The organism is Bdellovibrio svalbardensis (assembly GCF_029531655.1).
GTDB lineage: Bacteria > Bdellovibrionota > Bdellovibrionia > Bdellovibrionales > Bdellovibrionaceae > Bdellovibrio > Bdellovibrio svalbardensis.
In genome coordinates, this window is the sequence record NZ_JANRMI010000004.1 from 302,880 (window position 1) to 324,282 (window position 21,403).

At 46.6% G+C, this 21,403-nt stretch carries 21 protein-coding genes and 2 tRNA genes; 15 read left to right on the forward strand and 8 right to left on the reverse strand.

Going from position 1 to position 21,403, the window contains the following annotated elements:
• Nucleotides 1-24: 24 nt before the first annotated feature.
• Nucleotides 25-657 (reverse strand): LptE family protein, encoded by a 633-nt coding sequence (locus tag NWE73_RS14380; RefSeq protein ID WP_277579038.1) that lies wholly within the window; start codon nucleotides 655-657, stop codon nucleotides 25-27.
• Here NWE73_RS14380 and NWE73_RS14385 point away from each other — a divergent pair.
• The 5 genes from NWE73_RS14385 (at nucleotide 651) to NWE73_RS14405 (ending at nucleotide 4,557) form a co-directional block, all read left to right on the forward strand.
• Nucleotides 651-1,835 carry a pyridoxal-phosphate-dependent aminotransferase family protein gene (locus NWE73_RS14385; protein WP_277579039.1) on the forward strand — a complete coding sequence of 395 codons (1,185 nt, stop codon included), beginning with the start codon at nucleotides 651-653 and terminating at the stop codon, nucleotides 1,833-1,835. The genes NWE73_RS14380 and NWE73_RS14385 overlap by 7 nt on opposite strands.
• Nucleotides 1,832-2,818, forward strand: a complete 987-nt coding sequence (locus NWE73_RS14390; RefSeq protein WP_277579040.1) for a D-2-hydroxyacid dehydrogenase — start codon at nucleotides 1,832-1,834, stop codon at nucleotides 2,816-2,818. The genes NWE73_RS14385 and NWE73_RS14390 overlap by 4 nt, the downstream gene beginning before the upstream one ends.
• Before the next feature lie 74 nt (nucleotides 2,819-2,892).
• On the forward strand, nucleotides 2,893-4,191 hold the full coding sequence (locus NWE73_RS14395; RefSeq protein WP_277579041.1) for an adenylosuccinate synthase: 1,299 nt from the start codon (nucleotides 2,893-2,895) through the stop codon (nucleotides 4,189-4,191).
• Between the two features lie 156 nt (nucleotides 4,192-4,347).
• A tRNA-Lys gene (locus tag NWE73_RS14400) sits at nucleotides 4,348-4,423 on the forward strand.
• A gap of 58 nt (nucleotides 4,424-4,481) precedes the next feature.
• Nucleotides 4,482-4,557: transfer RNA gene (locus NWE73_RS14405), tRNA-Glu, on the forward strand.
• Nucleotides 4,558-4,680: 123 nt separating this feature from the next.
• On the opposite strand, the gene NWE73_RS14410 is transcribed toward NWE73_RS14405, so the two are convergent.
• Nucleotides 4,681-4,848 (reverse strand): hypothetical protein, encoded by a 168-nt coding sequence (locus NWE73_RS14410; protein ID WP_277579042.1) that lies wholly within the window; start codon nucleotides 4,846-4,848, stop codon nucleotides 4,681-4,683.
• A 333-nt stretch (nucleotides 4,849-5,181) separates the two neighbouring features.
• Here NWE73_RS14410 and NWE73_RS14415 point away from each other — a divergent pair, with 333 nt between their 5' ends.
• A complete protein-coding gene (locus NWE73_RS14415; protein WP_277579043.1) occupies nucleotides 5,182-6,480 on the forward strand; it encodes a helix-turn-helix domain-containing protein in 1,299 nt (432 codons plus the stop codon).
• Nucleotides 6,481-6,515: 35 nt separating this feature from the next.
• Here the strand turns inward: NWE73_RS14415 and NWE73_RS14420 are convergent, their stop codons facing one another.
• Complete coding sequence (locus tag NWE73_RS14420) at nucleotides 6,516-7,190, reverse strand: hypothetical protein (protein ID WP_277579044.1); 675 nt, start codon at nucleotides 7,188-7,190, stop codon at nucleotides 6,516-6,518.
• Between the two features lie 106 nt (nucleotides 7,191-7,296).
• Here NWE73_RS14420 and NWE73_RS14425 point away from each other — a divergent pair, with 106 nt between their 5' ends.
• The gene (locus NWE73_RS14425) at nucleotides 7,297-7,833 is read left to right on the forward strand and encodes a flavin reductase family protein (RefSeq protein ID WP_277579045.1); all 537 of its coding nucleotides are present in this window, start codon (nucleotides 7,297-7,299) and stop codon (nucleotides 7,831-7,833) included.
• Nucleotides 7,834-7,841: 8 nt separating this feature from the next.
• On the opposite strand, the gene NWE73_RS14430 is transcribed toward NWE73_RS14425, so the two are convergent.
• The 3 genes from NWE73_RS14430 to NWE73_RS14440 are packed head-to-tail and all read right to left on the reverse strand — an operon-like array spanning nucleotide 7,842 to nucleotide 9,699.
• Nucleotides 7,842-8,147, reverse strand: coding sequence for a TIGR03643 family protein (locus NWE73_RS14430; RefSeq protein WP_277579046.1), 306 nt, complete (start codon nucleotides 8,145-8,147; stop codon nucleotides 7,842-7,844).
• A gap of 58 nt (nucleotides 8,148-8,205) precedes the next feature.
• Complete coding sequence (locus NWE73_RS14435; protein WP_277579047.1) at nucleotides 8,206-8,826, reverse strand: cryptochrome/photolyase family protein; 621 nt, start codon at nucleotides 8,824-8,826, stop codon at nucleotides 8,206-8,208.
• 30 nt (nucleotides 8,827-8,856) lie between these two features.
• On the reverse strand, nucleotides 8,857-9,699 hold the full coding sequence (locus tag NWE73_RS14440; RefSeq protein ID WP_277579048.1) for a cryptochrome/photolyase family protein: 843 nt from the start codon (nucleotides 9,697-9,699) through the stop codon (nucleotides 8,857-8,859).
• 246 nt (nucleotides 9,700-9,945) lie between these two features.
• Between NWE73_RS14440 and wecB the strand changes: the two genes are divergently transcribed.
• From wecB to NWE73_RS14470, 6 genes are all read left to right on the forward strand, one after another.
• On the forward strand, nucleotides 9,946-11,109 hold the full coding sequence (wecB, locus tag NWE73_RS14445; protein WP_407652964.1) for a non-hydrolyzing UDP-N-acetylglucosamine 2-epimerase: 1,164 nt from the start codon (nucleotides 9,946-9,948) through the stop codon (nucleotides 11,107-11,109).
• A 40-nt stretch (nucleotides 11,110-11,149) separates the two neighbouring features.
• Entirely contained in the window at nucleotides 11,150-11,575 is a 426-nt protein-coding gene (locus tag NWE73_RS14450; RefSeq protein WP_277579050.1) for a hotdog fold thioesterase, read from the forward strand.
• A 215-nt stretch (nucleotides 11,576-11,790) separates the two neighbouring features.
• On the forward strand, nucleotides 11,791-14,937 hold the full coding sequence (locus NWE73_RS14455) for a S8 family serine peptidase (protein ID WP_277579051.1): 3,147 nt from the start codon (nucleotides 11,791-11,793) through the stop codon (nucleotides 14,935-14,937).
• Between the two features lie 106 nt (nucleotides 14,938-15,043).
• On the forward strand, nucleotides 15,044-15,412 hold the full coding sequence (locus NWE73_RS14460) for a CoA-binding protein (protein WP_277579052.1): 369 nt from the start codon (nucleotides 15,044-15,046) through the stop codon (nucleotides 15,410-15,412).
• An 84-nt stretch (nucleotides 15,413-15,496) separates the two neighbouring features.
• The gene (locus NWE73_RS14465) at nucleotides 15,497-16,561 is read left to right on the forward strand and encodes a branched-chain amino acid aminotransferase (RefSeq protein WP_277579053.1); all 1,065 of its coding nucleotides are present in this window, start codon (nucleotides 15,497-15,499) and stop codon (nucleotides 16,559-16,561) included.
• Nucleotides 16,562-16,684: 123 nt separating this feature from the next.
• Nucleotides 16,685-17,155, forward strand: coding sequence for an OsmC family protein (locus NWE73_RS14470; protein ID WP_277579054.1), 471 nt, complete (start codon nucleotides 16,685-16,687; stop codon nucleotides 17,153-17,155).
• Here the strand turns inward: NWE73_RS14470 and NWE73_RS14475 are convergent.
• The gene (locus NWE73_RS14475; RefSeq protein WP_277579055.1) at nucleotides 17,152-18,096 is read right to left on the reverse strand and encodes an NAD(P)-dependent oxidoreductase; all 945 of its coding nucleotides are present in this window, start codon (nucleotides 18,094-18,096) and stop codon (nucleotides 17,152-17,154) included. The genes NWE73_RS14470 and NWE73_RS14475 overlap by 4 nt on opposite strands.
• Before the next feature lie 50 nt (nucleotides 18,097-18,146).
• Between NWE73_RS14475 and NWE73_RS14480 the strand changes: the two genes are divergently transcribed.
• Nucleotides 18,147-18,713 carry a hypothetical protein gene (locus NWE73_RS14480; RefSeq protein WP_277579056.1) on the forward strand — a complete coding sequence of 189 codons (567 nt, stop codon included), beginning with the start codon at nucleotides 18,147-18,149 and terminating at the stop codon, nucleotides 18,711-18,713.
• Nucleotides 18,714-18,772: 59 nt separating this feature from the next.
• Nucleotides 18,773-19,612, forward strand: a complete 840-nt coding sequence (locus NWE73_RS14485; RefSeq protein ID WP_277579057.1) for a PPK2 family polyphosphate kinase — start codon at nucleotides 18,773-18,775, stop codon at nucleotides 19,610-19,612.
• Nucleotides 19,613-19,628: 16 nt separating this feature from the next.
• Here the strand turns inward: NWE73_RS14485 and NWE73_RS14490 are convergent, their stop codons facing one another.
• Nucleotides 19,629-21,233 carry an FAD-dependent oxidoreductase gene (locus tag NWE73_RS14490; RefSeq protein WP_277579058.1) on the reverse strand — a complete coding sequence of 535 codons (1,605 nt, stop codon included), beginning with the start codon at nucleotides 21,231-21,233 and terminating at the stop codon, nucleotides 19,629-19,631.
• Between the last annotated feature and the right edge of the window lie 170 nt (nucleotides 21,234-21,403).

A 21,403-nucleotide genomic window follows, 5' to 3' on the forward strand; every position in this document is an offset into this window, starting at 1 on the left:
GCTGCCTAAATCTTCCGTTAACTACTAGAAATTTTCGGTAATACGATCATGAGCTTCCAACATGAGGTCGCTTGCCATGAGGTCAATGTTTTGCCTTCGTGCAGAAAGATTGTAAAGAGGATTCACGGAGTTTACGCCCGCAAGCGTCACCTGAGGTGCCTGATAAGTACGCTCCCCGCTGAAGGAACCTTTCCACAACTCTGTGCCATCAGCCTGTCTCACCACTCTCACAGTGACTGTAAGAATAATTCGATACTCAGAAGCTAGAGCCGAACCACTTGGTAAAAGAGGTGTTGCCGAGTCCCCGGAAAGACGCTTTGCTCCCGGAAAGTATTGAACCGAATCAATGGTCCCAATGACCGCGACTTCGGACAAAGCATTGTCCACAACTCGCGCCACACGTGAACGCTGAAACTCTTGAATTATCGAGTTTGTAAATGACACCTCAATGCCAGTTTCTTGAGTTTTATTTTTAAAAACAGGCACGGAGATCTGCTTATAACCACCCGGAATGCTGCGATTGGCAGCGCCAAGATGATAGGCACATCCAGAGAGAAAAAGAGGAAAAATCAAAGTAATACGAAGAGCTTTAAAGATTGCGTCCACAGAGCCAGTTGAGTATAAATTGAACAAGATATCAAGGAAGAAAAATGACATCTGATGATGGTTTTAATGATGTTTCGAATGAATACAGCCTTCTAGCGCCTGGCCCGGTCAATCTTCATCCTGAAGTGCGTAAAGCATTGGCACTTCCAATGATTCATCACCGCACTCCTGAATTTGATAAAATTTTAAAGCGCGTTCTTGAGAATATTAAAAAAGTTTTCCAAACAACTCAGGAAGTCTTTCTATTGACCACCACAGGTTCTGGCGGCATGGAAGCACTTCTCGTCAACACTCTTTCGCCGGGCGACAAAGTTCTGGCGATTGTCTCTGGAAAATTTGGCGAACGTTGGGCCGATATGGCAAAGCACTATGGCGCGAGCGTCACCGTTCTTGAAGTTCCATGGGGTGAAGCGGTTCAGGTTTCCTTGGTGGAAGATCATCTAAAAAACAATCCCGACACCCGCGCAGTTCTTTGCCAGGCTTGCGAAACCAGCACTGCGGTTTCGCACCCGATTCGTGAATTGGCTGATGTCATTTCAAAATATTCTGAAACTCTTTTCTTGGTCGATGCCATCACCGCGTTGGGCGCCTATCCACTCCCAATGGATGAATGGAAAATTGACGGCTTGGTGGCCGGCTCGCAAAAAGCCTTTATGTTGCCAACGGGAATGGCTTTCATTTCTTTCTCGCAAAAGGCCTGGAAATTTATCGAAGGCGCAAAATTCCCCCGTTACTATTTTGACGTGCGCAAAGAGAAAAAAGCCAACGCCAGCGGCGAAACCTTTTTCTCTTCCAATGTGGCCATCATTCGCGCCCTCGACGTGGTTTTGAATTTGATTCAAGCTCAAGGCTTAAACAAACTCTTCCATGATATTCATCGCCGAGCAGAACTCACTCGTATCTTCGCGCAAAAATTAGGCTTCACTCTTTACGCCAAGTCACCGAGCGATTCGGTCACTGCCTTGACGGTACCTTCGCATATGGACGGCCAAAAAATCCGTCTTCATTTGGAAGAAGCACACAATATCACCATCATGGGTGGTCAGGACCAGGCAAAAGGAAAAATTATTCGCGTAGGACATATGGGCTATATCCAGGATCAGGAATTGATTCGCCTGATCGCGTCTTTAGGACATTGCCTTCGTCATTTCGATCCCGCCTTTATTTCCGTGGAGCAAATTTCAATGGTGGCTGATGAAGCCAGAAAATGGTTGGAGCAAAATCCATGAAGAAAAAAATCCTCATTACGGATCGCTTCGCTCAAGACAGTTTCTTGTATCTTCAGCAACACAGCCACTTTGAAGTCGTGCGAGCTGATCATCCTCAGCATCTGCCACTAGAGCACTTGGTGAGTGCTAATTGTTTAATCATTCGCAGCCGCACCACTATCGATGAAGAACTTCTCAAGAAGGCCCGTCAACTGCAGCTCATCATCACTTGCACGAGCGGCTTTGATCACATTGACTTGGATGCGACTCAAAAATGGGGTGTTACCGTCATGCACACGCCGACAGCCAATATTGAGTCCGCCGCTCAATTGACCTGGGGCTTGGTGTTAAGCTGCGTGAACAACGTTCAGCAGGCCCACAAGATGGTCAAGGCTGGCGAATGGAAACGTGATCTGATCACGGGCATCGAGTTGTGTGGTCGAACTTATGGGGTCATCGGCTTGGGCCGCATTGGCTCCCGAGTCGCCGAAATTGCACAGGCCTTCGGAATGAATGTCGTTGCCTTCGACCCTTATGCTGATGACGAAAATTTTGAACGACTGAAGATACCTCGGTTGAGCTATGAGGAAGTTTTAAAAACTTCTGATGTGATCAGCTTCCACGTGCCAAAAACAGTGGAAACAGATCATATGCTCAACCGCTCTCATTTTGAGTACATTCATCGTGGCATTGTTTTGATCAATACGTCTCGTGGTTCGGTGATCAACGAGAATGATCTCTGTGAAGCTATCGAAAAGGGCTGGCTGCGTTCCGTCGGCCTTGATGTTTTTGAGAAAGAGCCTCTCAACAGAAATTCCAATTTGCTGACCTATCCCAATGTGGTTTTGACTCCACACATTGGAGCTAATACGGAAGATGCTTTCTTTAAGGCGTCTCAGATTGCCGCTAATAAGCTTATGGCCTTCTTTATCGACGGCAGCACCTCTGACACCCTCCCCCCAAGAACGCCCTGGTATGGAGCGACTGGCTTTAAAGGAGAATAAAACTTGCCTCTGACTTTCACATAAAAGATTATTTGTGTGGCCAATTTAACGGTCAGCTACTGAGGGGTTTTAGAATGTCTGGAGTCGTTGTTGTCGGCGCCCAATGGGGCGATGAAGGTAAGGGTAAACTCATTGACGTGTTTGCAGAAAAAGCAGACATGGTTGTTCGCTACCAAGGTGGCGCCAATGCAGGACACACTCTTGTTGTTAACGGTCAAAAAACTATTCTTCACTTGGTTCCGTCTGGCATTCTTCGCGCGGAAACGACTTGTGTGATTGCTTCAGGCGTTGTGATTGACGTATTCGCCATCAGCAAAGAAATTCAAGGCCTGAAAGCTTCAGGTCTTTTACAAAATCCAAAACAATTGATGATCTCCGACACGGCGACTGTGATCCTGCCTTACCACAAGGCTTTGGATGCCGCTCGTGAATCTGCCCTGAGCGATGAGAAAATCGGCACCACGGGTAAAGGAATTGGCCCGGCTTATGAAGACCGCGCTTCGCGCCGAGCGATTTTGTTCGGCGACCTTTTCGATCGCGATTCTCTTCGCAAGAAATTGGAACTGGCTCTTCGCGAGAAAAATTTCATTCTTGAAAACTACTATAAATCCACTCCTTTCAATATCGATGAGATTCTAAAAGATCTTGAAGCGGTGACCGAAGAGCTGGCTCCTTACCGTGCCAAAGATTGTTCACTGTTTATTTCTAAAAACCTGAAGGCTGGAAAACGCGTGTTGTTTGAGGGTGCACAAGGCACGATGCTGGACGTTCTTCACGGAACTTATCCTTTCGTGACAAGCTCTTCGACATTGTCATCGAATGCGTGCGCCAGCACTGGTATTGGCCCAATGAGCGTGAACAAGGTGATCGGCGTATTTAAGGCTTATACGACTCGTGTAGGCAGCGGTCCTTTCCCGACAGAGCTGCATGATGAAGTTGGAGAGAAGATCCAGGCGGATGGCCATGAGTTCGGCTCTACAACAGGCCGCGCGCGCCGTTGCGGCTGGTTGGATCTTGTTGCCTTGAAATATGCGATCCGAGTCAATGGCATCACCAACTTGGCAATGATGAAAATCGACGTCCTCACAGGCCATGAGCGCTTGGGCGTTTGCACGGCTTACAAGTTAAATGGCGAAATCATCACCGAACTTCCGACTTCGCCTTATGAGTTGGAAAAAGTGGAGCCAATTATTGAGTGGCTTCCTGGCTGGAACCAGGATTTGACGAAAGTAAAAACACTTTCTGATCTTCCACGCCCAACAACAAACTATATTGACTATATCGGTTCACAATTAGGCACTCCAATTGACGTTATTTCAGTGGGCCCAGGCCGCGAACAGACGCTTTGGGTGAAGCCTTTGTTTAACAATTAAGCATAGATAAGAGATTCTCACGAAGTGTTGCTGATCTTGTAAGCAACACTTCGCCGCACCCCAAAAAAGTTCAAAATATTTTTAAATAACTGCAAGAAATCGTATTGACATTAAGGTCCAGTTACTACAAATTAGCACTTCCTGAAACGGACACGTGGTTCGCTAGCTCAGCTGGTAGAGCACTTCACTTTTAATGAAGGGGTCGATGGTTCGAATCCATCGCGAGCCACCATTTTTTACTTTTTCGATTTTATCGGGAAAACTAAAAAGGTCTGTTCTTTTCTCTACACGTTCCCATCGTCTAGGGGCCTAGGACACCTCCCTTTCACGGAGGATACAGGGGTTCAAATCCCCTTGGGAACGCCAATTTTTTTTGAATTCAAAACCCGATCCAAAAGATCGGGTTTTTTATTTTCAGCCACTTCAATTCCAGTTATCAATTTTTAAAGTCATTCGAAACAGCCTCCCATCCCCACTCACAACAAAACTTTAGGGAGCTTGCTCCTCGACATTTTCTTCAATTGTGCCTGCTGGGGTGCGGATCACTTTTTGGCTACTTGGCTGCTTCTTGTGAGCATCACCATGAGTCGGTCGAATACTATGTTTATTCTCAGTCTTAGATCCGGAATGACCTTCGGTTTTTTTTATTTTCTTCACTGAAACGCCTCCTGTTGTGATGAGTTTTACTAAGGCGTTTTATGAGAGCAAGTTGTGACGGGGAAAAACAATTGATGATCAAAAATTTGATTCGGATATTGGCTTAACAACGTCCGTCTTTCCTTAGGCCGGGACGTCTGGGACAAGAGTTGTTCCTTGAGTTTTCCTCTATTACTAAATCTTACATTACCGATGTGTAACCATATCTAACTTCTTTACGAATAAATATGGAGAAGACTTCGTGAACGTAACTAAATGGCCCGACAAAAAAACGAATTTAGACTCTTCAACGATCCCACAGCATCACACTTCAAACTACGAGCACTGATACACATGCCGAATCATCTAAATTCAGAATTAATAGAAATTGACCAGAATGAACTCCGAGCTTTGTTGCAAGCACGAGGATTCACTCGCTATGACCTTGCGAAAAAACTAAATATGTCTACGAAGACAGTACAACGCTGGCTTAATGCAACAGTTCGGCGCATACGCATGGACACCCTTGAAAAGCTGGCACTTGCTCTGGATGTAAAGCCAGAGCAGCTTAAAAAACATACGACTTCGATTTCAACTCGCGCTACCAATCGAGCTATCGAAGAACTATGCTCCCAACACTTTATTAGAAAAGTACACACAAGTGAGGATTGGGAAAATTTCCTAGCCATTCTGAAAACATTTTGTCCAAATTCACTGTCTTCTGAACAGCGTTTAAAGCTCTTCAAACACATTGGCATATCTTCTTTGCATTTGCGCAAATACCGGGCTTGCAAACTCTATCTTAATGAAGCCGCATCCATTGCGAAGGCTCTGGACCTGCCAATTGAGAATTTAGATATTCTGAACTGGCTGGCAATCCGTGAACAGTGCGTTGGAAACTTCGTGGAGGCGGCCCTCTACTTTCAAATTGCAGAAGAACTTCTGATACAAGTGAAGTGTTCCAAAGTTCACGCCTTCTATTACCATAAAAAAGCACGACTTCTTCATCACACGGAAAGTTACCAAGAATCAATCGTTTGCAACAAAAAGTCATTGGCTTTGGAGTATCAGCACAATGACAAACCCAATATGCTCAGCGTTTCCTGCAAATATTTTTTGTTAGGAACCACTTATATGCACATAAAGAATTATTCCAAGGCACGGGTTATGTTCCTCAGGAATATCAGAGCTGCCGAAAAAGCTGGCTGGGTTCAGGGCTGCGGTTTAGGTCATTTTTATCTTGGCATCATCAGCAAGCTTTCAGGTCAAAATCCACAATTGATACGCAGTCATTTTGGCAAAGCCCGAACTCTGAATCATTTTACCAGCGAGAAAAAAAATGACCCACGATTAGAGAAAGTGGAATTTCTAAATCTTATTTTCAATGGACGATTTGAAGAGGCCAAACAAAATCTCAATCTTCGCCTTAAAAAGAATCGCAACAGCCGCCTGCATTTTTCATACGCTATCTTGGATTGCCTTTTCCTACAAAAGCTTCAACCAGGTCTTTTAGCTGTTAGAGAAAGTCATGTCGAGGTCGCGGAAGAGTTCTTTTCGAAGAATAAAATGAAACACAGTGCTCAACTACTTGAGACAATGAAAAAAAGACGAACGATCACGGAACAGGAATTACTTGATTGCTACCCATTTTGAGTAACCCGAAATGCGCAGCAATCAACGATGAACAACTACTTGATACTTCCAGGCACTCCGTCAAACATCAAACCGACAGTAAAATAGGATCCAGAAAGATCCACGGTATCAAGACTGCTGCTCACTGTTCCAGAGCGTTTGAAGCCATCCACTTTGTTCGTTTCAACGCCGCCCTCAAAGACCACATAAAACTGCTTATAGCCAAAGGCTACAGAGGCACCAACCGCCGTGTACGGTGTCGCAAACCAACCTTCAGCCTCTTTGCGGGTCAGCTCCCCATTTTGACTGGCCGACTTCAGTGTGAAGGTTGTATTGCTTCCACCGACGCCCCCAAAAACATCCAACCGCACGAAGTCTGATTTCACTATCGGCACTCTCGCCACCAAAAGCATGGCATCCTGTTCAATCTTCGCACTGTAGTCGGTGCTGGCATTGGATGGCTGCTCGTCCTTTTCCGCATTTCTTTTCGTATAGCGAAGCCCCACATCCAAATACTTCAAAAGAGGATAAGTGATCTCAATCCCCAATTGCATGGCAGTATCGATTTTCTGAAGTCCCTGAGCCTCGATAGTTTCATTGACGTTCTTTGGATCAATACTTGTCGAACCTGCGAACAAACGACCTTGAACGGGAATTTCTTTGGCATAAGCGATATTTGAACTGATGGCGAAAAACAAACAAGCCGCAAGGGCCAAACGATAATTCAACATAGAATTTCCTTCGAAAGTTGAACCCAGAATATGCGTTGCAACAAACCACCTCAAGTCCAGTGCGTGCTTCGAGACTTTCATCCCCACCTAAATCTACAATAAACGGATGAAAAAAAGGAATTATCCACTCAAAGATGTTTATCGTTTGCTGGAACCTGGCCCAGTGGCCCTTGTAACTACGTCCTACCGGGGCGAATCCAACATTATGACGATGTCCTGGCAGACAATGATCGACTTCGAGCCACCGATTGTGGCCTGTGTGATCAGCAATCGAAACCATAGCTTTGAGATGATTAGAAAAAGCAAAGAATGCGTACTCAACATTCCGACCTTGGAAATTGCCAAACAAGTTGTTGGCTGCGGGAATACCTCCGGAGATTCCGTCGATAAGTTTAAAAAGTTCAAATTGACGGCTCTGCCTGCGACCACCGTCAAAGCACCCCTCATTGACGAATGCTATGCCAGTTTAGAATGCAAGGTCATCGACAGTAAATTGGCCAATAAGTACAACTTGTTCTTTTTAGAAGTTCAAAAAGCATGGGTGGCGCCACTTAAAAAATATCCCTCCACGCTTCATCATTTTGGGGATGGTCACTTTATGATTGCAGGTAAAACCATCAAACTCGCTTCCAAAATGAAATAACAATCCTATCACTTCCATCCTTTGGTGGACCCGTCAGAACGCTGTCTTCTGCATTTAAAGCGCCCTTCCACAAAGGGTCTTTGCATTTCATGCTTCAGATGCCCCTGTTCATTGGCGCGACGTCGCCAGCGCTTATAGGCTTTTTCATCAAGCTGCGTGCGCATGAACTTCACGACTTCATTCGGCGTGAGTTGAAACTGCTCTTTAATGGCATCAAAGGCCGTGCGATCTTCCCAGGCCATGCGCACAATGCGGTCCTTATCATCCGCCGTCAAAGAGCTCCATTTTTCGCGATTACGCGCTGAGATTGACATAATGACTTCCTATAAGCTTAAAAAAAAGATCGTTAAACCAAACAACCGAAGAAGGCGGTCATACCATCTCCGTCAACTCATTTTTCAAGGCTTCTCCAGCCGCAAATATCTTCTTTTTTCTGGCTGGATCCAATTTGTCCAGGTTTTTAACCATCATCGAAAGACGCGGATTTTGTGCAAAAAAATCGCGGTGCTTTTCAATAAAGCCCCAATACAGACCATCCAAACCCTCGCACCAGTCCCCGGCCTTTTCCTTACTCATTTTGCGCCAATAGTTTGAACCACAAATATAGGGTTTGGTCGCAAAAATGCCGCCATCACTGAACAAGGCCATTCCGTAAACATTCGGTCCCATTACCCAATCCGATGAATCTACAAACATCTCCATGAACCAACGATGTGCATCCCGGGGGTCCACTTCCAGGAGTAACATGAGATTGCCCAGCACCATGAGGCGCTCAATATGGTGGCAGTAACTGTATTTGAAAACTTTCTTCAGAGTTCTTTCCAGTTGTGGAAGATGACTCCCGCCCTTGTACCACACTGAAGAAAGCTTGCGATGATGTCCCCAAAAATTGACCGTATCCTGAGTGGCACTGAAGTTCTGGTAGATTCCGCGAACAAACTCTCGCCAGCCAATCACCTGCCTGACAAAGGCCTCCAGAGAGGCTATCGACACTTTATTCCTTTTTGCAAAATGGAGTGCCTCCTAGATAACTTCCTGAGGCGTGAGCAATCCCGTATTTAAAAAGGGAGTGAGCACCGAATGAAACACGAAATCCGAGTGAATCGCCAGCGCATCTTCATAGGGGCCGAAAGAATTCAGTTTGTTTTTTAGAAAGTCTTCAAGCCATTGTTTGGCTTGATCGCGCCGGACCGGCAGCCAAAACTCTTCGACATCTCCTGGATGATTCTCAAAAAAAACGTCACAAACTTTTTGCACCGCTCGAACATGGGGATCTTTGGGAAAGCTTGGCAGATCCGGCGGGAAAATATCTGCAGGCAATGGCAGGCGATTTTCCTCATCAAAACTCCACTGCCCACCCGCCGGCCGCATCTCATGATCGACCAAAATTTTAAATCTCTTACGTTGCTGTTCATAGAAGTTCTTCATGAACGGCTTTTTGTATTTCTTAAGGTAGTCTGAAAAACCAACACGACTGGTGAGAAACATCGGAGATCTTAGGACTTCGAAATCCACCCGCAAGGTTTTAAAAACTTCCAGAATGCGCGTTTCAAAAAACTTATCCTCAACTTCAAATAGATATACTTTTTTAACCTTATTTTTTTTAATATAGAAAGCCAGGCTGTCATCATAGCTTTTTTGATCAACGCCTAACTCTTCATAGTGAACTGATCGGCCCGAATCAATCAGCTCATCTTTGTAGGCACGCATAGCCGCCAAAAAGAAAATAATTTTATGCTTGTGAAAACGAAAATATGTACACAACTCACGGTCTTCCCGCATGAATACCGTCGTTGGCCCTTTTAAATTTTCAGGCCAGCGCGAAGGATCGAACAACTGGTTTCCCAATACCAAGATCAATTCCACATTCTTCCTAACTTCAAAGTGCGGTCAGACTCATTCATTAAAAAAGATATAGCATTTTGGTTTTTCCACGTCCCCAAAAGACATTATCTTTTCATTCGGCTTGTTGTTTAACAAACATTTCAAAGAGCAACCTTCTCCTTGCAAAAGTATAAGAGAACTCACCTCCCCTGGCGTTGACATCTTTCAGCGCGCAACCAAAACTGCCCAGCGCATGAAACGTGACAATTGAATTTTGGAGTACTTGTGGTGAAAACGCTGCTCTTTGTTTTTGGTACCCGTCCCGAAACGATCAAAATGGCTCCGCTCATTCTTAAAGCAAAACAAGATTCCCGCTTTAAGGTGTTAGTCTGTTCGACCGGTCAACATCGTGAAATGATCAAGCCTCTGTTTGATTTTTTTGGCATCACCCCTGACTTCGATCTGGATTTGATGAAGCCCGGTCAATCGCTGACGGATATTTCCATGGGGGTCATGACTGGTGTTCACCGTATTCTTCAAGAATCCAAAATCGATGCCGTGCTTATTCAAGGAGACACCTCAAGCTGCTTTGTCGGAAGCCTGGTGAGTTTTTACCACCGCGTGCCGGTGATGCACATTGAAGCGGGTCTGAGATCTGGAGATATTTATTCACCCTATCCTGAGGAATTCAACCGCAAGGCCACGGGCCTGGTGGCACACACTCACTTTGCACCGACCGAGACTGCCAAAGAAAATCTTCTCTCGGAGCAATATCCAGATAGAGATATCTTTGTCACTGGCAACACTGGCATTGATGCTCTTTTCGAAGTGCGCAGAAAACTTTGTGAAGACGTGGCACTCAAGACCCAGTTCGACCGGGATTATTCATTTTTGCACACCGACAAAAAGCTGGTTTTAGTAACGGTCCACCGCCGTGAGTCCTTTGGACTTCCTATGGAAGAGGTCATGCGCGGACTGATGGAACTATCAAAGCAGGATGACATTGAACTTTTGATTCCTTTGCATATGAATCCACAAGTTCGCAAGTCTGCGGAAAAGATTTTTGGCGCACAAGCGCAGTGGGTTGATAAGGGAGTGCCTCCCCGATCAGGTGAAACCAAGATTTGGCTGTGCGAGCCGGTGGATTATGTTCCCTTCGTTTATTTGATGAATCGTGCGCACTTAATCATTACGGACTCTGGCGGCGTTCAGGAAGAAGCGCCCTCATTGGGGAAGCCTATCTTGGTGGCCAGGGAGAAAACAGAACGTCCCGAGGCTATTGCTGCCGGGACTTCCAAACTCATTCCCCTGGAGCACAAGGCCTTTTTAAATACGGCGTTGGAGGTCCTGCGTGATCCAAGCATTTACAGGAACATGTCGGAGGCAAAAAATCCCTTCGGCGACGGCACCTCCAGTGAAAAGATTCTCTCTTTGGTGGCCGAAAGAATATAAAATGCTCCCCAATTGCTCAAAATCGTTCTAGAGTCTTGTCATGATCTGGATGCAAAAACCGACTCTTGAAGCCCTTCAAAAAGCCTGCAAAAACACCATGTGCGATCACCTCGGCATGGAGTTCACTGATGTGGGAGACGACTACTTGGTCGCAAAGATGCCGGTCGATCAACGTACGAAGCAGCCCGCTGGATTACTTCACGGTGGAGCCTCGGTTGCGCTTGCTGAAACGCTCGGCAGCGTGGCCTCATTGTTCTGCATTCCTTCAAATCAAAAGATGCCCGTGGGCATTGAAATCAACGCCAATCATTTGAAATCTGCCACTTCAGGCTTTGTTTCCGGGAAGGTCACTCCTATCCGCGTAGGTCAAAACCTTCACGTTTGGAATATTGAAATCCATAACGAGAAATCAGAATTGGTCTGCGTGAGCAGACTCAGCGTGATGATCGTCGACAAGAAACAATAGACAAGAAATAACGCAGTCGCGACCCCCTAAGTGTGTCCGTACTTTCTACGTTCTGCTAAAAATTACATGCTACTCACATTTGAGAGCCCTGATAGGGCTTCAGCCCCTTAACGACACCAAAATAGTCGGCATGTTTCTTGAGATATAGCCCCCCTGTGGTATATCAGTGCCTTTGATTGGGCCCATTATGCCACTACAGAAGAAAGGCCACCGACATGCAAGCACGCAACTCTAGATTCTCTCGCCAGTTTTCACTTCTCTTTGTATCTGCGCTTTTAATGGCTGGATGTAACTCGGCGAAATCGCCAATGAGCAACTCTGTGAATGCGGAGTTCTTGGATGGTCTTTACTCCACCCGCCCTACTTTGAGCGAACCCATGGTCGCAATTCTTAAATTGCAAAACCCGGCTCTTCTGGAAACCTCAGAAAGACAAAATGGCAAGCTTGTCGTTGACAAGAAATTACTCAAGGCGATTCAAGCAGAGCAAGAGGCAACGATTCAAGAGTTGCAAAAAATCTCTCCCGACATTCGCATTCTTATTCGCTACAAATTCGTTTTGAATGCGGTCACGATCTGGGCCCCTGCTGATGCGTTCGATAAAATCAAAGCACTTCCAAACGTGACTCTTTCAGAAAAATCAGCACCCTTTGCGCGTCCTTTGCCTATGGCTAAAGAAAAACTCAAAGGAATAGTCGGTGCCAACACTTCTGTGAAATTCATTGGCAGCGAAGCCGCCTATCAACAAAACATCCGCGGTGAGGGCATGAAAGTCGGCATCATCGATACCGGCATCGACTACACTCATAAGATGTTCTATGGCGAAGGCACGGAAGAGGCTTACAATGCCGTGGATCCTTCAAAACCAAACGCCGGCTTTCCGAACAAAAAAGTTGTAGGTGGCATTGACCTGGTCGGTAGCGACTACAACACTTCTTCCGCAGACTACAAAAAACGTATTCCCGTTCCAGATGCCAATCCTTTGGATGAAGCAGGCCACGGAACTCACGTTGCCGGAACTGTTGCCGGTATTGGTGATGGCGTAAATACTTATGATGGCGTTGCCCCTGCCGCTGATCTTTATGCGATTAAAGTCTTTGGTGCCAAAGGCTCAACCAGTGATGAAGCGGTCATTGCGGCGCTAGAATACTCTGTGAATCCATCTGGCGACATGACCTTTGACGATCAGCTGGATGTCGTGAATCTTTCTTTGGGTAGCGGTTACGGCAGCGCCCATATTATGTACAACCACGCCATCAGAAACTTGGTCCGTGGTGGAACGATCGTCGTCGCTTCTGGCGGTAACTCTGGTGATAAGAGCTTTATTGTGGGAGCACCCGGCGTTTCAGACGATGCAATTTCAGTCGCTTCAAGCATCGACAATATGAACCACAACATTCAATTCCCAACGGCGCAATTCTCTGTAGGCGACAAATCCGTCAGCGCGGAAGCGATTGAAGGATCTATCACCAAAAAACTTGCCGACATTGCTGAGCTCAAAGGCGAAATCATTGCATTGGGTTACGCCGATGCTGACTTTCAATCTCCATTGAAGGAACAAATCAAAGGCAAAGTGGCCTTTATTGATCGTGGTAAAGTGGCCTTTGCAGATAAGATCAAAAGAGCTCACGAAGCTGGTGCAATTGCCGTGGTCGTCGCTAACAATGCCGATGGCGATCCCTTCATCATGGGTGGCGATGGTTCTTATGACATCCCTTCTGTTATGATCTCTTTGAAGGATGGCAATGCTCTTAAAGAACTTCTAAAGCTAGGTGCCGTCAGCGTTAACCTTAAGCCAGAAGCTTTGATTGAAAAAGCATGGCTGGTTGATACGATTTCTCCATTCTCTTCTCGCGGTCCGCGTTCGGAAGATGGTTTGATCAAACCTGAAATTGCGGCTCCAGGGACTAATATTATTTCTGCGGATATCGGCGGTGGCGCTCAAGGTGTGACGATGTCAGGAACATCCATGGCCGGTCCACATATCGCAGGCGTTATGGCTTTATTGAAACAAAAACACCACAATCTCAATCCTTACGAGTTGAAATCCGTTCTTTTGGGTCATGGCAAAGTGATCGCAGATGCTGACAAAAAAACCTATACTGTCAGCCGCCAAGGTGCTGGTCGCGTGCAAGTAGCCGAGTCTTTGAATGCAAAGCTTGTGACTGTGCCATCAACGCTTTCATTCGGTATCACCGACGTTGAAAAACAAAAAACCCTGGTTCAACAGATCACATTGAAGAACATCAGTTCCGAGACATTGAATCTGAAACCACAATGGAATGGCTCTGCCGCTTTGCAGGTCAACGCGCCCAGCGTGACTTTAGCTGCCGGTGAAACAAAAACAATCTCAGTCACTGCTAAAGTGGTTGCGTCTTTGATGAAAAGCGCTAACGACGAACTCGATGGCTTCTTGAAGTACACAACCGATAAAGAAATGATCGTGCAACTTCCAGCCTTGGCAGTGGCTCGTCAGATCTCACAAATCAGCGCGAAGTCCTTGGTGGTTCACTCCACTTCCGCCGCAGACAGCGCTGGCAGTCTGGCGGAAGTTGTGATCCAAAATAAGGGCCTCAATAAGGGTGAAGCTTATTTATTCAATCTTTTGGCGACGGACTCCCGTAAAAAGGACAGCAAGCCTGACTTGGCTCACAATAGAAACTGTGACATGCAGTCTGCGGGCTACCGCGTGATTGAAAAAGACGGTCAACGCCTGTTGCAGGTCGCGGTGAAGCTCTATGAGGGTATGACTACCTGGAATCGTTGCGAAGTGAATGTGCAAATTGATTCAAATAACGACAATCAAGCCGACCAGGAACTTGCGGGCCTTCCGCAATCAAGCTTGCCTGGATTGAAAGGCGAGGAATTCGTCAGCCTTCTTCTGGATGGCAATCAGGCTCGAGAAATGCGCAAACAATATGAAACTGATTTTGCCGCAGATCCTGAAAAAGCGACGGAGGATTATACTCAGGCTGTCGTGGATCAAAGAGGCATGGGAGTTTTCGACAACTCGACTCTCGCAATTGTTGAAGCCGATATTTCACAGTTGGCTATTTCTGACACGGGCGAGTTGAGCATTAAGGTTTCAACGACCCATGAAGATTCTGGTGCCATTGAGTACGACGATTATCTGGATAAACAGGAGCAAACTTGGCAGAAGATTTCCGTCGAAAAAATGGGAGCTTCTTTTGCTCAGATGCCGGAAGTGGTTGAATTGAATGGCCATGACAGTATCACAGTTCCTCTCTTGAAAGGTTATGGATCCAGCGAGCTCATTCTTTATGCTCCCCAAAATAAATCTGTGCGCGACGTCTTGCTTGAAGACACGCAATCGCAGATTGTGCCTGCGACTTACGAAGAATAGTTCGTATTTTGTAATTTCTTAAAGGTTTTCAAAACCACCGCTTAAAAACCGGTGGTTTTTTTGTTTTAGGGCCGCTAGGCTTCAAGTAAGTCTTTTAGGGGGTCATATGAAGGAAAAAGTCGCAATTCTAGGTGCCAGCAACAAGCCGGATCGTTACGCCTACAAGGCTCTCAAGATGCTGCAAGAATATGGGCACACTCCCCTGCCTGTGAACCCTGCATTCGATGAAATTGAGGGCGTTAAAGTTGCGAAATCTTTGGATGAACTCTCTGACATCGATACGGTCACTCTTTATATGAATCCTCACCGCCTTGAAGAGCAAGTGGACCGTCTCATCAGGCTCAAACCTAAACGAGTTATCTTTAACCCCGGGACTGAGTCCAAAGAGATCGAGCAAAAACTTAAGGCTGCGGGTATTCAGACGACCGAAGCTTGTACCCTCGTACTTCTACGCACAAACCAATTCGAAGAGTAAGGTTTTCAGGGCAATTAAAGGCATGACTTTGCCCTCAAAATCATATATTTAGGGCGCTTATAAGTTAAGGAGTAAGCCTACTCAATGAGCGATATCAAAACAACCCTGACAACTGCGCCTAAAGCCCTTCCACCCTCTGATCAACTTGGATTTGGTCAATACTTCACCGACCACATGTTCGTTGCCAAGTATATGGAAGGCAAAGGCTGGTATGATGCTCAAATTCTTCCTTACGGCCCACTTCCATTGGATCCTGGTGCCTCCGTATTTCACTACGGTCAGGCCTTGTTTGAAGGCATGAAGGCTTTCCGTCAAGCTGATGGCAAAATCGTTTTCTTCAGACCTGAATTCAATCATGACCGTATGGCTCAAGGTGCGGAACGCATGTGTTTGGAAGCTCCGCCATTGGATCTTTTCATGCAAGGTCTTCATGAGTTGGTGAAAGTGGATCAACGCTGGATTCCCCATGAGCCCAACACAGCCTTGTACATTCGCCCAACCCTGATTGGGACTGAATCCTTCTTGGGTGTGCGCCCTTCGCGCGAAACCATGTTCTTTATCCTTCTTTCTCCGGTCGGTTCTTATTACTCCGAGGGCACGAAGCCAGTTAAAATTTGGACGGAAGAAAAATATCTTCGCGCAGCCCCGGGCGGTTTGGGAGCAGTGAAAGCCGGAGCCAACTATGCTTCCAGCTTGAAAGCGGCACTTGAAGCGAAGAAAAAAGGCTATGCCCAAGTTCTTTGGTTGGATGTCGAGCATCAGGGCATTGAAGAAGTGGGCACGATGAATGTGTTCTTCGTCTTCAAAAATGAAATCGTAACGCCGGCTTTGAATGGCAGCATTTTGAATGGCGGAACTCGTGATGCAATCATCGAGCTTCTTCATTCAAAAAATCTTCCGATCGTCGAAAGAAAAATCACCATCACTGAAGTTGTAGAACGTCTGCAAAAAGGCGAGCTTTTGGAAGCTTTTGGTACTGGCACTGCAGCTGTGATCTCACCAATTGGCGAGCTTCACTATCAAGGCAAAGACTGGGTTATCAACGGTGGCCAAACTGGGGAACTCAGCACGAAGCTTTACAACGAAATCACTTCGATTCAACGCGGGCAAATGCCGGACACTCAAGGTTGGATCACTCCACTCGTTTAGTCTTTTAGCCTAATAACTATCCTCGACTTTCGAATCAAACCCCTCTGCAATTAGGCACAGGGGTTTGTTTTTTATGTCCAAGTTCTGCAAATTGGCCGACCATAAAATAGCGAGGAGGTTCCTATGGAACGAAAGGCTTCAGCCTATTGGCGAGGATCTCTGCTACGCGGTCGCGGGGACGTCACGACAGCCAGCGGAGTTCTAAAAAATATCCCCTATTCTTTTGCTACTCGTTTTGAAAATGCCCCAGGAACAAATCCCGAAGAACTCGTCGCTGCAGCTCACGCGAGTTGCTTTTCCATGGCTTTGTCGGGGGCCCTCAACAAAGCGGGCTATGAAGCAAAAGCCTTAGAGGTGTCTGCCACGGTGACTATTGAAAAAGAGGGCGCCGGATATACTGTGAAGTCCTCGAAGCTGAAGCTGCGGGCGCAGGTTCCCGGAATAGACGCAGCTCTTTTTAGCACCCTCACCGAAGATGCGAAAAAGAATTGTCCTATTTCAAAATTGCTCAACGCCGAAATTACTTTAGAGGCTCGTTTGGAGGGCTCGCAAACGGTGTCCCCAAAGCCTAACCAGCAAAGCTCCGCTGTTTAGTGAGGAATATCGCTCTCTAGATCCATACTGCGATCTCTATTCAGCAGACTGGAACTCTGATCGATGATGCCAGCGTTATCGGCGGCTAACTTTCCGAGAGCGCTGAGATCCATCTGCCCCAATCCACGAGCCATGGCGGTGACCACCTGATCATGCACCAAGCTCGCCATCGGCAAGGGACTTCCCGCATTGGCGGCAGCCTCTTGGGCCAGGCGAATATCCTTGAGTGCCAGAGGCATTCCGAAGCCGTTCTTTTTGTTGTAAGCCTTCTCGATAATCATCCCACCATAGTTCTTAAACAACGGCGCCGAGAACAACGAGCTGGTCATGGCTTCCAAAAAGATTTTTTGATTGAGCCCGGATTTTTCCGCCAAAGCCAGGGCTTCAGACAGTATTTGAACATTTGAGACCAGCATGAAATTACCCAGGATTTTCATCAGGTGAGCATGGGCCGGATTTTCGCCGACGTGATAAACTTTTTGCGCTAAAGCGGCAAAGACCCTTTTACAACTTCTTAAAACCTGCTCATCGCCTCCAGCCATAACAAACAGCTTTCCAGCCTCTGCTGATTCTGGTCGACCAAAAACCGGGGCTCCGACCAGAAAGCAATTCACCATTTGATGATCGATATCCATGTGCTCGGCCAACGAGGGACTGATTGTACTCATCGAAATATGGATCGTTCCGGGTTCAACATGCTTCAGGAAACCACGATCACCGTAAACCACGCTTTCAACCGCCTTGTCATCTGAGAGCATTGAGATGACGATATGACAGTCGTGCAAATCAGCGGGGCTTTCCACAAGCTTTGCCCCTTGGGAGACCAATTCCTTCGCGGCAGCTGGGGTGCGATTGTAGACGCTCAGTTCAAATCCTGCCTGAAGAATCCTTGCGGCCATTTTTGAACCCATGTGACCGAGTCCCATAAATCCGATTTTCATTGCAGCCTCCTTCTCTTTCCCTCTAGCATATTAACATGATGGGAGATTCTATGTACCAAAGAGCAAACAAAACATGCAGCCATAACCTAAAATGGCATTTGGCTTTAACTTTCTCTTTCGTAATCTTGACGGGCTGTGCGACTCTTCGTCCAACAAATATTAGTAATGTGCCAACAATCAACGTGGCGAACGTCAAAGTTCCACCACTTAAAAATATTCCGCAAAAGACCGTCAGTGTGAATATCTTGGACAACCGTGATTCACAATATCGCGAGAATACGGAAGCCCTTCAGCGCGAACTCCGCAGAGCCGTGACCCTTTCCTTGAAGTCTCAAGGCATTGCCGTGAACTCCACGTCTACGAATGTTCTTTTGATGTCCGTCCAAGACCAACAAGTGGGTGAATACAAAGATGGCTGTGTGAAAATGAATGCGATGCTGGCGATTCCACAAGTCGCAAATCTCTACTCCGATGCCACTTCATGCTTTGAGATGAAAAGTCCTGTGAGCGATGTCTCTATGGGCAGTGACATCAATCAAGCCTACGAAATGGCTTTGAGCACGGTCTTCCAGAATTTAAGTACAAATTTACTCAAATTGACGGCTGTGAAAAAATAAACTTACCGCACAAGCGATTTCAAGATTTCAATCTATTTCAATCTAATGGAGGCGATGCCGTGACTAAAGAGAAACACTTCTTCTTAGGAAATAAAAGACTCGCCTCCTTTCCCACCAAGGGTGAGCAATTTGTAAAGCTCAATAACGAAGACCTGGAAACAAAAACTCATCACCTCGGAGAACGCCTCGCCGATCTCCAAGAAGTTCTCTTCGCAGAGAATAAATATAAAATATTGATCGTCCTGCAGGGTCTCGACACTTCCGGCAAGGATGGCACGGTGAAACATGTTTTTGGAGCGACCAACCCCCAAGGCGTCCGCGTCGTCTCATTCAAGGCTCCGACTGAACTGGAACAATCCCATGACTATCTTTGGAGAGTTCACAAAGCTCTGCCCGCCAACGGCGAAATGGTGATCTTCAACCGCAGTCATTATGAAGATTATGTTGTGCCGAAGGTGCACAAATCTCTTCCGGCGAAAACAACAACTCAAAGACTGAAAGACATATATGCCTTTGAGAAAATGCTCACCAATGAAAACACCGTGATTTTTAAGTTCTTTCTGAACATCAGTTTGGATGAACAAGCGCGCCGTTTGCAGCAACGTCTTGAAAATGACAATAAGCACTGGAAGTTCTCACTCAGTGATTTGACCGAGCGCCGCTATTGGAAAGAGTATCACAAGGCTTATGAGGAAGTGATTCGCGCCACGCATAGCAAAGAAAGTCCGTGGGCGATCATTCCCGCAGACAATAAAGGGATCCGCAACTATATCATTTCAAAAATTTTGGTAGATCGATTGGAAAGTCTTCACCCGAAACTTCCCAAATTTGACTCGAAGGTCATTCGCCAACTTAAGGCCGAAGCCGATCGTATTTTACCTAAGCAAAAGCCCTTGTAAAAAGGGCTTTTGCTTTTTAAGGACTGGGTTCGAAATAGTTGGGCGTAGGTGTATGCTTGCTGTGCAAACGCCGTTCATAGTCCAAAAGAGTTTCCTGAACTTTTTTATTATCAAAATGGGTGATGGCGTCTTCGATCAAAAGACTTTCGCGATCTCTTCCCACCGTCAATAAAGCAGCGACACGTTCGTCATCATAGAAAGCCACGGCGAAATCATTCTTACCTAAATCTCCGAAGACTTCCATGCGATCAAAGTCCCCGCCATTGCCGACATACCCCAAGCTGGTGTCATAGTGCTGTGTCCAGAAGAATGGCACCTCCTGGAACTTCACTCCATCACCAAGCATATTCAAAGCAGCAATCTGCCCCTGGCGCTCCGCCACCTCCCAGTGTTCAACACGAATATGCTTATTGCTGTGAGGATCGGGCCAGCGCGCAATATCCCCTGCTGCATAAATCCCCGGAACCGAGGTTTCCAGATACTCGTCAACCAGGACACCTTTATCCACTTTGCATCCTGCTTGCTCTGCCAACAAGGTGTTCGGGCGCACTCCTGCCCCGACGATCACAAAGTCACAGGCGACCGAGGTCTTATCATCCAGCACGATACTGCGAGCTCTGATTTCTTTGATTCCGTGGCCCAAGTGAAAATGCACGCCGTGCTCTTCATGCAACTTCTTTAAGTAGCTGCCAACATGAACGCCGACCACTTTGATTAGCGGCAAATCTTCCGGAGCGACAATATGCACTTCCAAATTTCTTGCGCGCAAAGCCGCCGCCGCTTCGAGGGCAATAAAGCCTGAACCGATAAAGGCGACTTTCTGCGCCCAACTAGTGCGGTCGATGATATGACGACAGTCTTTGAGGGAACGAAGCATATAGACATGATCCTGCTCAATGCCGGGAATAGGCGGCTTCACCGGAGTCCCGCCCGTGGCAATCAAGCATTTATCAAACTTCAAGGAACGGCCATCCGCCAAAAACAAATGCTTACGATGGCCATCAATTTTCATAACCTTCGCGTTGAGTTCCAATTTAATATCATGCTTGCGATAGAACTCTTGCCCCCATAAGGGGATCCATTCTTCGGGGGCATTTCCTGCAAGATAGTCCTTTGATAAATTCGTGCGATCGTAAGGAAGTGCCTCATCTTCACTGAGTAAATGAATCGAACCAAGAAAGCCTTTTCGACGAAGCATCACTGCCGCGGCGGTTCCGGCAGCCCCACCGCCGACAATCACAAACTGTTGTTTTTCAGTTCCAGCTCGAGGTTCCACAGCCGCTTTTCTTTTACCGGTCACAAAAACTTTGTCATCACGGACTTCGATGCTCCAGCAAGATACGGGAGTCAGTGCCGGTGCTTTCAGAGCCTCCCCGGTTTTTAAGCTAAACACCGCGTGATGCCACGGACAGTGAACTGTCTCCCCTGTGATCAGCCCTTCATTCAAAGGACCACCGTAGTGAGTGCAATGGGCGCCTATGGCATAAAACTGATCTTCAATTTTACTTAAGAGAATGGCCTTATCACCAACATGCCCAAGTATACTTTCGCCTTCGGCAATGAGTTCAACCGATACGCCTTTGGAAAAATCAGGTCCTGAGACTTCCGCACTGATGGCCATAGTGACCTCCTCAAAGTAGACCAATCTTTTGAATAGACAGAAACATTCTAGTTTTTTTCCGCGACAGACTGCAGGACTGGCAAAGAGTTGTGCATAAAAACATCACTTCACCAGACCTAGAGCCAGAGGACTTCGTCTCACTTTGAGAATGAAAAAATCTCGGCAAAGAA